The organism is Peribacillus sp. FSL K6-1552, from assembly GCF_038005205.1.
GTDB lineage: Bacteria > Bacillota > Bacilli > Bacillales > DSM-1321 > Peribacillus > Peribacillus butanolivorans.
This window is the reverse complement of sequence record NZ_JBBOST010000001.1, coordinates 864,216-877,015: the sequence shown is the minus strand read 5'-3', so window position 1 is coordinate 877,015 and position 12,800 is coordinate 864,216. Positions and strand designations below refer to the sequence as shown.

At 34.7% G+C, this 12,800-nt stretch carries 14 protein-coding genes; 1 reads left to right on the top strand and 13 read right to left on the bottom strand.

What is annotated here, in order from left to right; translation table 11 throughout:
- Positions 1 to 387 precede the first annotated feature (387 nt).
- The 13 genes from NST21_RS04225 to NST21_RS04165 form a co-directional block, all read right to left on the bottom strand.
- Complete coding sequence (locus NST21_RS04225) at positions 388 to 1,584, bottom strand: FAD-dependent monooxygenase (RefSeq protein ID WP_340887888.1); 1,197 nt, start codon at positions 1,582 to 1,584, stop codon at positions 388 to 390.
- A gap of 323 nt (positions 1,585 to 1,907) precedes the next feature.
- Positions 1,908 to 3,047, bottom strand: a complete 1,140-nt coding sequence (locus NST21_RS04220; protein WP_340887887.1) for an FtsW/RodA/SpoVE family cell cycle protein — start codon at positions 3,045 to 3,047, stop codon at positions 1,908 to 1,910.
- A 262-nt stretch (positions 3,048 to 3,309) separates the two neighbouring features.
- Positions 3,310 to 3,711, bottom strand: a complete 402-nt coding sequence (locus NST21_RS04215; protein ID WP_340887886.1) for a hypothetical protein — start codon at positions 3,709 to 3,711, stop codon at positions 3,310 to 3,312.
- Between the two features lie 167 nt (positions 3,712 to 3,878).
- Positions 3,879 to 4,424 (bottom strand): signal peptidase I, encoded by a 546-nt coding sequence (gene lepB / locus NST21_RS04210; RefSeq protein ID WP_445670474.1) that lies wholly within the window; start codon positions 4,422 to 4,424, stop codon positions 3,879 to 3,881.
- Between the two features lie 235 nt (positions 4,425 to 4,659).
- Positions 4,660 to 4,872 (bottom strand): DUF3953 domain-containing protein, encoded by a 213-nt coding sequence (locus NST21_RS04205; RefSeq protein WP_340892447.1) that lies wholly within the window; start codon positions 4,870 to 4,872, stop codon positions 4,660 to 4,662.
- Between the two features lie 143 nt (positions 4,873 to 5,015).
- The gene (locus tag NST21_RS04200) at positions 5,016 to 5,831 is read right to left on the bottom strand and encodes a GNAT family N-acetyltransferase (RefSeq protein ID WP_340887883.1); all 816 of its coding nucleotides are present in this window, start codon (positions 5,829 to 5,831) and stop codon (positions 5,016 to 5,018) included.
- Positions 5,832 to 6,158: 327 nt separating this feature from the next.
- Entirely contained in the window at positions 6,159 to 6,761 is a 603-nt protein-coding gene (locus NST21_RS04195; protein ID WP_340887881.1) for a hypothetical protein, read from the bottom strand.
- 197 nt (positions 6,762 to 6,958) lie between these two features.
- Positions 6,959 to 7,669 carry a hypothetical protein gene (locus tag NST21_RS04190; protein WP_340887880.1) on the bottom strand — a complete coding sequence of 237 codons (711 nt, stop codon included), beginning with the start codon at positions 7,667 to 7,669 and terminating at the stop codon, positions 6,959 to 6,961.
- 254 nt (positions 7,670 to 7,923) lie between these two features.
- Positions 7,924 to 8,316, bottom strand: coding sequence for a hypothetical protein (locus NST21_RS04185; RefSeq protein WP_340887878.1), 393 nt, complete (start codon positions 8,314 to 8,316; stop codon positions 7,924 to 7,926).
- 492 nt (positions 8,317 to 8,808) lie between these two features.
- Positions 8,809 to 10,083, bottom strand: coding sequence for an IS110 family transposase (locus NST21_RS04180; RefSeq protein ID WP_340887875.1), 1,275 nt, complete (start codon positions 10,081 to 10,083; stop codon positions 8,809 to 8,811).
- Positions 10,084 to 10,281: 198 nt separating this feature from the next.
- Positions 10,282 to 10,545 carry a CPCC family cysteine-rich protein gene (locus NST21_RS04175; protein WP_340887874.1) on the bottom strand — a complete coding sequence of 88 codons (264 nt, stop codon included), beginning with the start codon at positions 10,543 to 10,545 and terminating at the stop codon, positions 10,282 to 10,284.
- A gap of 153 nt (positions 10,546 to 10,698) precedes the next feature.
- Positions 10,699 to 11,151, bottom strand: a complete 453-nt coding sequence (locus tag NST21_RS04170; RefSeq protein WP_235566026.1) for a hypothetical protein — start codon at positions 11,149 to 11,151, stop codon at positions 10,699 to 10,701.
- 63 nt (positions 11,152 to 11,214) lie between these two features.
- Entirely contained in the window at positions 11,215 to 11,604 is a 390-nt protein-coding gene (locus tag NST21_RS04165; RefSeq protein WP_201183486.1) for a VOC family protein, read from the bottom strand.
- A gap of 492 nt (positions 11,605 to 12,096) precedes the next feature.
- Here NST21_RS04165 and NST21_RS04160 point away from each other — a divergent pair, with 492 nt between their 5' ends.
- A complete protein-coding gene (locus tag NST21_RS04160) occupies positions 12,097 to 12,771 on the top strand; it encodes a DUF969 domain-containing protein (protein ID WP_340887869.1) in 675 nt (224 codons plus the stop codon).
- Positions 12,772 to 12,800: the final 29 nt, after the last annotated feature.

Below are 12,800 nucleotides of genomic sequence, written 5' to 3'. Positions count from 1 at the left end.
AGGATTAATATCAATGACGTAATTAGTTTGGTTTAGTTTCAATTTTATGGAAAAATCGTAACTTATTCATCTTTTTCTTATAGAACTATACTGCCCCTTTAGTTCCATACAAAAAAGAGCTGCCGAAGCAACTCCCTTATTGAAGTAAAGCACCCGTTAGTTCTATAAGAAAAGCGAACCTTATTAAAGAATCGCGCCCGATTGCGGAAGATCAACAATATTATTAAAGGCTTAAGAGCCTTCTTACACTTAGCTGCCAGGCAGAAAATTGTTCCGGTTTTGTATTGTTACTAAATAATAAAAAGTCATTTGTTGATAGTTACACACAAGCAAAGAAATTATCAGTTTTTTAAGACTGGTTGAAACTCGTCTCTAAAATATCGCATATCAATAATCTTTCAGTTCAATCCCGTTGGCAGCTTTCGCTATCATTTTCGAAATCATCTTAAACGATACAACCATAAGGATGGGTACGCGAAACATTAAATTGCGTAGAAAGATTTTGAAGTTTGATCTTTCAATCATACTCCCGGCAGCCATTAGTCCTATTTTTTGATTTTTCTCAACAAACTTTCTCATTTTTTGTTCGTAGGCAACAAAGGCACGGGTGAAATCGCAATCTGCAGCTTTGAGTTCACCAGCTAATACAAAAGCTCCGACAAGCGCCAGACTAGACCCTTGACCCGATAGTGGTGATGGGCCATACGCCGCATCGCCTAACAATGTAACCCGACCTTTTGACCATGTCGGCATGTGAATCTGGCAAATCTCGTCAAAATAAAAGTCTGTCGCATCTTTCATGGTTTTGAGTAGATTCGAGGTTTCCCAGCCCGTATGGCCTACGAAGGCATTTTCTACAAGTTTCTTTTGAGATTCTGTATCATAGCGGTCGTATTTCAATGCCTCTGATTGGAACAAGAACATACCCCTTGCTTCGGTATTGTTACGGGCGCTATACATACCTACAGTTTTGCCTGGTATCGTATAAAGCAGCTGGCGGTGGTCGAGGTTGAGGTAATTCTCAAGGGTGAAAATTGAGATATAACAGCCAAGCCTACGTTTAAACTGTGCTTCGTCGCCAAAAGTCAAGGTGCGCACATTAGAATGGAGACCGTCCGCTCCGATTACCAGATCGAAAGTCTGCGGCTTGCAATACATAAATTGAACTTCTGCACCAGCTTCAGTCTCATGTATTGCGGTAATCGAATCGCCCCAAATGTATTCGACCGTATCCTTAGTTAAATCGTACAAAATGTGACAAAGATCGTCACGCATGATTTCGATGTCCAGACCTTGATGGTTCCCCATACTCGCTTCGCTTATTTGACCTTCGATCTTGCCTTTGCTATTCACGAAGTAAACACCAGTCATGTTCGTGTCAGCTGCACGAACTTGATCGAGTATCCCCATCCCCTCAAGCACCGTAATGGCTGCACCACGGATATCAACCCCGTACCCACCCGTGCGCAATGCTGGTGCACGTTCTATTACAGTCACGTCGAATCCGTGGCGATGAAGCCAGTAAGCAAGTGCCGGACCGGCAATGCTCGCACCAGAAATAAGAACGCGCATCGTTTGTTTCATAATTGCTTATTCACTCCTATCCTAATTAAAGTCTTAACATATCCACAGTATATTCACGGCCTATTTAACTTATTTACCACAGTAAAATATTAGGACTTTAATTATTCAACAAAATGGCCCAATTGTTGAATAAAGTTCAAACAGCACTCTTCAACTAACCTGCCCTGTTAGTTGCATAAGACTTATTTTTGAGTTGACACATACTGTGACATAAAAAAAAGACGGGTTTTACCGTCTAATAAATTGCACTAGTTTTCTTAGTAAAAACAAACCTAATATTACGAAAAGAGAAAATTGAATTAATCCTGGAATACTAAGCCACCTTAGTCAAACATATATGCTCTTTTTCGATAGCTTATTGAAAAAATTAATCCCATTGCTAACATATTGCCCATTAATGAGCTGCCTCCGTAGCTTATAAAAGGTAAAGGTATCCCTGTTATCGGCAGTAAACCTATATTCATTCCAATATTCTCAAAAATATGGAAAAAAATCATAGAAACCGCACCTGCACATAGGTAAGATTCAAAACTATTTTTGACATCTATGGCTAACTTCACCATGCTCGAAATAAGGAGAAAATAAATTGTTATTAAAATACTAGATCCTAAGAAACCAAATTTAGAAGCAATAACGCTAAATATAAAATCTGTATGTGCTTCAGGAACGTATACACCGTCTCCTCTATAACCATAAAATGCACCTGATCCTATGGCAAGTAAGGCTTTGGTTAGGTTATAACCTTCTCCTGATTGATAAGACTCTGGGTCAATCCAAGCATAAATCCTTCCTAATTGAAATGTTTTTATTCCCATTAATTGAAGAAGTTCAGGGTTAAGAAAAACTAAGTAAAAAATTCCACTGGCAATTAATACGCAAATAATAAAAATAACACCAATTATTCTCCATGATATTCCTGAAACAAATAATATCCCTATAAAAATACACATTAATACTAAAGATGTTCCTAAATCTGGTTGTTTCATAATTAAAAGTATAGGAAGAAGTGTTGCGGCCCCCATCTTAATTAATAGAATAAAATCCGTTTTCAAAGTTTTGTCTACATATTTATTATGATGTTTTTGTATTAAGTAACTTAAACAAATTATTAAAGATATTTTAGTAAATTCAGCCGGCTGTATAGACCCAATCCCAGGAATTTGAAACCAACTTTTGGCACCATTTATTTTTCGTGCTATTGACTCAGGTGACAAAATTAATGCAATTAATAGAAATAAACTAAGCGAGTAAATAAACCAATTCAAGCGAAATATTTGTTCAGAATCTAAATACATAACTCCTAAAATCATACCGAAACCTATAAAATACCAAGATACTTGTCTAAATAAAAAATTCCCTTCGTATTGACCAAATTCTTGAGCAGTATATATGGCTATACAACTAGTTATAAATAGCAAAAGTAAAAGTGTAATTAGGTTGTAATCCAACTTTGAATTTTTCATTTTTTCCCCTTGTAAATATTTACTTATGTTATAATTTTACTTCATTATACTAAAAATGTAATTTTTTAAAAATAAAAGCACTTTTATTATTCATACATTCTAGGTATACAATTGAATAAAAATATGCCTGGAGGATTGTATGGAGGATAACCAATTAAAAAAAAGGCTTAAAATGATATCATTTTTTTGTTATACGCTTTTATTTTTTCTTTTTATTTGTTCAGTGATTAAATTTTGGTAGTAACATAGCCTCATTTAAATATTATTTCACAAAAAGTATTTTAAGGTATACCATTAATACCAGTAACAGATATAAACTAATAACAATCCTTTTGACTTTTTCAAATTCCCCCAAGCGTTGAGCATATCCCCCGATATAAAAACCAGTAGCCTTTAAGGCTACCAAATTCGTCTGTAAGAAGTTATCTATCCATTCCCATACATGTTGACGACTTTTTGTATTATTCTTGCCTCTTATTTTCTGCTGCTGGCGATTTTGTTCCCTTTGCATTTCCCTTCCTGCCTGTTCAATGCCATTTATTACTACTTCAAGTATGCAGATCCCTTTTTCTTCGGCTTGAATCTGATCTATAATTTGAGGAGTTCGCGGAGTCTTTATGGCTTGAAGCCCAATCTTCATATTAGGAGCTGTAGTTTTGTACAATTGGTAATTAACCAACATTTATTTTTATTGTTGTTTGTTAACTTTAAACTCCATGTACTTCCACCTTTTTTTAGAGTAACAGTTGAATTGGTTCCAATTGAACCAACTGCTGTGGAAACTTGACACCATGAAGATGGTGGAATATACTGCTGCTTTTTTACTTTGAATTATCTCAAGGTTTTTATATTCTCAATAGGCCAATATACAAGGCTTGCCTTACCAGTTATTTCATCCACCGATACAGTACCTATTTCACGGCTGTCCAAGCTGTTTCGACGATTATCACCCATAACAAAAATCTGGTCTTTTGGAACTGTTTTTCTTCCGGTTCGATCCTCAATTTTGAAATCTAATGTTAATGGCTCGCCTGCCATCTGTTTTTTATATTTATCAAGATAAGTTTCTTCATAGTTCTCGCCGTTTATATATAGAGTATCATTGTTATATTCAATATGATCTCCCGGTAAACCAATTACCCTCTTAATGTAATCTTTATCTTTACTTGCGTGAAAAACGACAATATCAAACCTATGGATATCATTGATTTTGGTATCGAACTTACTGAGGACAATGCGCTCATGATCTTTCAATGTTGGCATCATGGATTCGCCATCTACGACAATAGGAGCAAAAATATATGTTCTAATTGTGAAGGCCAAAATAACTGCAATTACAATTGCTTTAATCCATGAAAAAATTTCTTTACCCATCATTCAACCCCCCTTTTTACCTATTTTTTCCTGGCTTATTATAACATAATAAAAACTCTAATTTATTAATATACTTATTTTTGTAATATTTGCATTAATTCCCCTGATAGATTAATTAAAGAAGGATACTTTTTACTTGAATTTGAAAGTTGAAGTCTAAGAATTTCACTTATAAAAGGCCGCCAATTGGCGGCCTTCTTATGGCGCTAACGCACCCTTTAGTTGATTAAGAAAGCCTTTATAGAAGTAAAGACAAGAAAATAAATAAAGAGATAGCAATATTCATATACCCCCAAAATCCTTTTCTGTCTTTTTGAAGTTCGGCTAATCCTATCACCAATATTAGTGCCCCAAGGAAAAACATATAATACGGCATTAACTCAAAGGTTTGAGTTATTAGACTATAACCTGATAGAACAATAACCACTATTGCTAAGATAATTCTAACCATTTTCAAGAATATATTTCCCCCTAAAAATTAAGTTCTGTACAATTTCTGTTTCAATCATACCATTTGACACCTTTTCATTTGTGTAAAAAATGGAAATTCCTTGTTGAACTAAACTGCCCCGTTTGTTCATTAAGAACTTCAGACTATACATAAGGAATTACAACAGCATTACATGCTTTTTCATAAAATTCTATCGGTCCTGCTGCTCCGATAATTGCATACTCATAACCAACATCACTCATATCCTTTAAACAATTATGGAGTAGCGAATAGCCAATCCCACTAATCCTATTAGATACCGATACGCCCATAGGACCAAAATAACCTTTCTTATTCTTATATATATCAAAACCTGCAAAACCGATTATTTCTCCTTTACTATCTAAAGCTATATATATCGAAGGTTCACTTAATAAAAATGCTTCTCTAATAGTTTGTGACCATTCTTTTGAAAAATTATTTTCAACAAAGGGAACAAGGTTGGTTGCATCGTTATTATTCACTTTACGAATTGAGTGCGAATTTATTTTTGGGAATATGTAATTGCAAAGATGAGTAATCATATCTCGCGAAGTAGTACCGAGGGTTAAAATTATTTTCTTGTCTTCGTCTGATAAGAAACTGTCAATAACATTAGTTGTTATTAAAGCTTTAAGCAAATGACCTTCGTTTATATAGGTTTGGTTATATTTTTTCATATAACTAATTGCAACTTCGAAAACCTTTATTACATCTTCAGTTACGCCAACGTTGAAAAAAATACTGTTTGTTGTATTTTGAGTTGAAGGATTATCTATATTCTTATTCAAAGCTCTCAGAGAAGTTCTTTCTATGGTACATTTTAAAGATATTTCCCCAAGTACTCCTGTTTTTTCATTTAAACAAGCTATAAGTAAGTGTAAGGGCTGTAACACTTTAAGATTAGAAAATATAGCTGCTTCATTTTCTGCACTCCTCATTATTCTTAACATTCTACTAGTGAAATTTATATTGGAATTATTCAGTTTTACTCCTCCTTTCCAGCCATTCTACCATATTAAACCATATATAAAGAATTCCTTGTTCAACTAACCTGCCCTGTTAGTTCATAAAGGAAAAAAGCCACCAAATGGCAGCTCCTAATCTCAACTAACGCAACGGTTCTTCATCAACTAAACTGTCCTGTTAGTTGCATAAGAAAAAGCTGCATTAAAGACAGCTATGATCTTGTGTTAAATCACTGTTGTTTAAGTGAATCTCTTTACATTTGAAATCAAATCACTATTATATAATCAAAAATTATTCATTTATTTTTCTTCTATTTTAATTTTTAGTAAAAATACAATTTTATCATCACTTATCATTTTCTTCACTTCATTTTCGTCTTGTAAATTGTATGTCCTTATGGAGTTTCCATTGGATTCTCTGTATGCACCTAATAAATACGTTTCTCCTAATTTTAATTCCACTTTATCTTCCCCTATGGCATAATCCCATCCACTAAACACATCAACAGAATGTATTTTGTCTATTTTTTGTGGGGTTGCAGTTACATTGGGTGCATAAAGAAAACCTAAACGAGTATCATTAGTATTTATTATTCCAAATCCTAAATTTCCTTCCTCCACTTTGTTAGGGCTTTTCCCATAAGATAGTTCAGCTATCGGTTGAGGTTCTTGTTTTCCATCTTTGTAACTTTCTATCCAAACATTTACCCAAGTTTTATCTGCATTATTTAATTTGAAATCAAAATCATACAGTTCCCCTAAATTTAATTTTTTAAAAGTATTCGTATGTTCAGAATCGGAATTAACTGAAATTGTAGCTATGCTGTCTTTATTAGTGCAACCAGAAATTATTATCAAGGATAAAATTGATATTAAACTAAAAATGAAATAGTTTTTTTTCAAAAGATTTCCCCCAGTCTCATATTGATTTTACTAAATCTAAATTAATTTTACCAAATTACCCCAACCACTTGTTGAACTATCCTGCCCCGATAGTTCCATAACAAAAAGAGTTGCCAAAGCAACTCTCTTATTGAAGTAGAGCACCCTTTAGTTGAAGAAGGATAGATATCTACCGAAAATTGGTATTCTAACAGATATTACGCTTCAGAAAATAACTCTCCTTTGTGCTCGTCCCGATATATCTGAAATTCATTATCGGAATTGATGATTATTTTATTGTTATTTATTAATGTAATCTCAAGAGGAAATATGGCAGATGTTTTATCAGAAAATATCCATCTTCTCCCTGGTTGGGCTAATATAATAAATATTCCATTCCTTCTTTCACCCATGAAATTAAGGGATTTTCTACTTATTGTATTATTGTCACGCTCGGTCACACCAATTTCATTTAATTTTTCGCTTACACTTATAGTGTTTTCTACAATTAAACCTATTTCACTAATGTTTAAAATACTTTTAACCGAAAAAGGCTCAATACTATCTTTAGCAATTTCATATCTTGAAATAAATTCTACTATATTACCAGAAGGGTCATAGAAATAAAGAGCATGGGCAGGTAAATGAGCAAAATTAGCTTCATCTACCCCATCTTCAACAAGTAAACTTACTCTTTCTTTTGCCCATGATTTTGCTTCATAAAATTTGTTAGCTGGTATGTTAAAAGCAAAGTGGTAATAGGGGTTATCTTCCACGTCTTTTGTTGTAAACTCAAATTCACCTGTACCCACAGCGATTCGAAAGCTATTCTTATCCTCATTAATTAGAGAAAAACCTAACGTATCAATATAGAATTTTTTCATTTGCATTAAACTTTTATTCTGTAAAACAATCGATTTAATTTCCAATGATAATAACACCACCTTCCTTGTATATCTAATAATGTAAGTAAGTCTATGTATAAATCGTATCCACATCCTTGTTATACCATAATTATCCATTAAGGTAAAATTAATCTATTTTTTGATATATACTAATTCATCTTATTGTTGCAGTTGTAACCTCGCATATTTATTGTTTGTAACTATCCTGCTCCGGTTGTTGCATAAAGAAAAAGCTGCCTTAAAGACAGCTCCGATCTTCAGCTAACGCCCCTGTTAGTCTACCCATTTATGAATTTCCCTAATGAATAAACCAATAAAATTAATAATTGATAAAGAGTAAAGGGGATTAATGTAATGAGTGGGATGTACTTTATCTTATTTTTTTCTTTCCTTTTTACAGCTATAATCGTACAAACAATAGAAACACCATACAGGCTCAAACTACTAATTAGTAATATATCACTTAACTTGTAATCAATTATTTCAATTGCAGCAAATAAAAGTAATGGAGCCATAACTCCAACTATGGCTGACGTAAAACTAAACATATTTTTCTTCATTTCAATTTCCAACCTAAATTCATTTGATAATGGTAGTGGCAGCCCCACATCTTGAACTATAGCACAAGTTAGCTTAATAAAATTATCTCTGTTAATCACTCTTTTTTTCAATAATAGATTTGTTAAATCCTACTTGTCTTATTCAACTCCCTCAGTATGATAGCTATATCTCTCGAATGCTCACTTATTCGCAGGATTTCATAACCCTTGAAAATACATTAACGGTTAAAAGCAATGAGCTCAGATCATTTTGGTTTCATGGAGACATAGTTAAATAAAGGAGTAATAGGAAACTCCATATTCTACCATATAATGCACATAATCTCCACGCCGCCCCTGGAGGCTTTCCCTCCCATGTCTCAACGGGTCATCGAAAAATATGCCCTCTCATTCCTTCGTCATGCCTATCCAAGGGGTGGAGGCCAGTTATGCTAACCTAATGGGTCGGTGCCCTTTTGTTCAAGAAATCTGGTACTCCGTGCATCTTTGAAATCCTACGAATAAGAAAACATTCGACAAAAGATAAGCTGAAAATAAAGTATTAATTATTTTCAAGTGAGGTTCCCTTCGAGAACCTGTAAAGCATGATTTATTCAATAAAAACTAGGCTGCTAGAGCTGAAAAAGGTTGTAATTTTTCTGGGGAATAAGATTCATTTCGTTTGGCTATGCCTACAAATACTCGAGCCAGTTTACCAACCAATTTCATAATTGATTTCATTTTCTTTATTTTTTTCACCTTAACATTATTAGCGTGCAACGCTTTAAACTCAGGGTTATTCATGACAAGGCACATCGTCGCTAGGTATAAGAAACGCCGTAGCCTGGATCTCCCACGTTTAGAAATGACAATCTGACCTTTCCATTTACCAGAGCTCGCCTCGGAAAGATGTAACCCTGCATGACGAAGTAGAGAATTACCGTGGGCGAATCCACTTAAATCTCCAGCTTCCCCTAAAATTCCAGCTAAAGAGATTTCACTGATCCCTTTAATAGCCAACAGTTTCTTTGCGAAAGGAATTTGTTGAAGCACGTTAGTGACTTCTTGTTCCACTCTTTCGAGTTGCGTTGTAGCTAGATCATACTCTTCCAGTAGTTGTTCTAAATGTAGCTTGTAAGCATCATGTGCTTGGTGGGATCCGATAGAGCGTTTAGCTAAATCTATAAGTTGATAAGCTTTTTTCAACCCAGGCTGACGCTTCATTACCGATTTCCATTTGGCTACAATATCTTGAGGTTGCATCGATCGTAACTCGATTGGTGTCGGAAACAAACGTAGAGTTGCGATTGCCCCTTTTCCTTTCACATCTTTAAACACTTGTCGTAGCTCAGGAAAGACAACATCTACCCATCGATTTAATTGATTAATAGAACTAACGAGACGTTTTACGATTACGTCACGGTTGGACATAAGAACTCGAAGTTTTTCGAAAGACTCTGAAGCCACATGAACAAAAGAATAGTATCCATTCTTGACCATATCCGCAATCACGAGAGCGTCTTTTTTATCACTTTTGGACTGAGTGTTATCTCGATTTTCTTTATTTCTTTTTACAAGGTGAGGATTGACTGTTACGACATCAACCTTTTCGTTAGATAACCATTTCGATAGATTAATCCAGTAATGACCTGTAGGTTCCATACCGACAATAGTTGTGTCTAATCTGTTTTTACCTTTTAGTTTATTAATCCATTCTAGAAATCTGTTAAAGCCTTCTTCGTTATTTTCAAAAGTAAGAGGATCACCTACCACGATTCCTCGATAATTTACAGCTCGAGCAACGTGAAATTGTTGGGCGATATCCACGCCAACAACGAGATGTCGATCAGAAATTCGTTCAATGAGTTGATTTTGTTTGTCCTGCATTTTAAAATTCATATTAGGGTTCCTCCTAAGGTTTTGAGTTAGAGTGATGTCTTACTCATATCTTACTGAGGAGCCCTATTTTTTTCAAAGTTAATAATTAACGCTCTACAGGAATGCTAACCTGCCCCTTTAGTGCCATAAGAAAAAGGCTGCATCAGCAACCTCCCTTATTAAGAAAAGCACCCGTTAGTTGAAGAACAAAATAATCAATCACTCTAACGGTTTCCAATTTGGGTCCTTTATATCGGACTTATTTGGCTTTCTTACATACTGCAAACTTCTTTCACCTTTAGCCCCAAATTTTTTAAAATTTTGTTGTGCTTCTCTAAAGGAAACATAATTTGCTCCATCCTCACCTGGATGTTCATATTGGTAACCATCATCTTCCCAAAAGCAGATTTCACAAATATCATACGTTCCTGGAGGTTCTTCATCTAATGTTTTATATCCACAGCAAGGACAAGTATATTTCATACACTCACCTCTTAGTTGTTTGTTTTTCTTTTATATAGTTATACATAATTCTTCAACTAACCTGCCCCATAAGTTCCGTAAGAAAAAGGTTGCCGTAGCAACCTCCATTAATGAAGTAAATCACCCATTTGTTGAATAATGAAATTTGAAATTTCACTCCGTCCAATCATAATAATTATCTACCAATATTGTACTTGTGTTTTCCGCCTCATCTTCATCAAAATCTCTATCCTCAATCCATTGTTGATAATGAATAATTTCGTGAGCCATACTATTTAAAATAGCAAAGACAGCATCCTCTTCTCCTCGTTCAGATACTAATTCTTCATAATCCCCTGTTGCAACTCTAATGTAAGGCTCCACATCCTTATCGTAAGGAGCAAAAAACGTCGCACTTACCATCTCTTTAGTATCTAAAGTTTTAATTTGATAATCTTTCTTAATGTACACAACACACCTTATTGGAAATTTCTTATTTATTCGTAACCAAATAGCAAAATTCAAACAGGCTTGTCTTACTCTTGAATTAACACCCTGTTCGCATCTTACTCTTAACCCTGAACGTAGGTACTGTATATTAGACATCATATCTTTACCCTTCTTCAACTAATCTGCCCCGTTACTTCAATAAGAAAAGAGCCAGTAGTGGCAGCCTTTATCTTTGCCTACTTATAGATCTTTTTGATTAACATTTAGTTCAATCAAATTACCATCTGGGTCGGCACAAAAAATTTGTGCAAATCCACTTTTTCCGTATGGTTTTTCAAGTATTTCAACTTTATTCTGTTTTAACCATTTAAGAGTGTCATAGTGGTTCTCGACTCTAAGGGCAAAGTGACCTTCTCTGCTGGATAAGCTTTTATCCTTACGAATTGTTTGTGAAGAGGGATCGACTATCAAGTGAAGTTGATGTCCCTCTATTTCATACCAGGCACCTGGAAAATCAAAATCAGGACGCTGTATTTCTTTTAAACATAAAGTTTTACCATAGAATTCTTTTGCTCTTTCCAAATCTGTCACAGTAAGACTTACATGATGGAGGCATTTATATTTAATCAAAACCTTCACTTCTTTCATTTCAACTATTTTTTTTACCTTAGTCATTTTATGGCTAAGATGACCCCTTGCATCGCATCTGGAGCTGGATCGGTTAATTTAAACTATTCGGCAGCTAGAATCAATAATCCTTCTTCAACTAAACTGCGCTCGATAGATGAATAAAGAAAAAGCTAACTTAAAGTCAGCTTAGATCTTCGCACCCGTTAGTTAAATAGACTATATAACAATCCTATTTCTGGTGATATTATTCTTGAATCTCTTTAATGCTTCTTCCACAGAAATAGGCGTGTCCCATTTTTAGTTTTTCTACTGTTGTAAATAAGTATTTTTGATGCATTTTTTCTATTCATTCATTATAAAAGACTTTGATTTTTACATAATTAGTCACTTGGATTAATAAAAAATTTATTTCAAAAATTCTTACTTTAATGTACAATAACATGTAGTTTATATTTTTGCAGAATAGTTTTAATAATAAGAAAGGGGATATGTATGGTTCTAATTGGTGTTCTTTTAATCATGATTGGCTTCGTACTTAGATTCAATTCAGCAGTTGTGGTAACTATTTCAGCACTCGTTACGGGGATGATTGCAGGTATTCCCATTACCAGTATTATTACGCAATTTGGCGAAGCATTTACAACTAACAGGTACATGTCTATTCTTATAGTCACGCTTCCCGTTATTGGGCTGCTTGAAAAAAATGGTCTGCAGCAGCAAGCTTCAAAGGTTGTATCAAAAATTAAAGCCATCACTGTTGGCCGGGTATTGACCATGTATTTATTGATCAGGGAAGTCGGAGCTGCTCTTGGTTTAAACAGCCTTGGTGGTCATCCGCAGACTGTACGTCCGCTGATTGCCCCAATGGCAGAAGGGGCTGCTCTAACAAAATATGGTAAGCTACCTGAGAAAGAGCAACAGGAAATCCGTGCACACGCTGCCGCTACCGATAATATCGGCTTGTTTTTCGGAGAAGATATTTTCGTGGCGGTTGGTGCAATTCTATTGATGAACGGATTTTTTGAACAGAACAATATCCCTGCTGACCCAATATCAATGGCGTTATGGGGAATTCCTACTGCCATCTTTGCTTTTATTGTACATGCCATTCGCCTCCGTATGTTTGATAAAAAGCTGGATAAACGTTTGGGCAGTCGTGACCAATAATGATAAACACTCCAAAGAGAAAGTGAGCA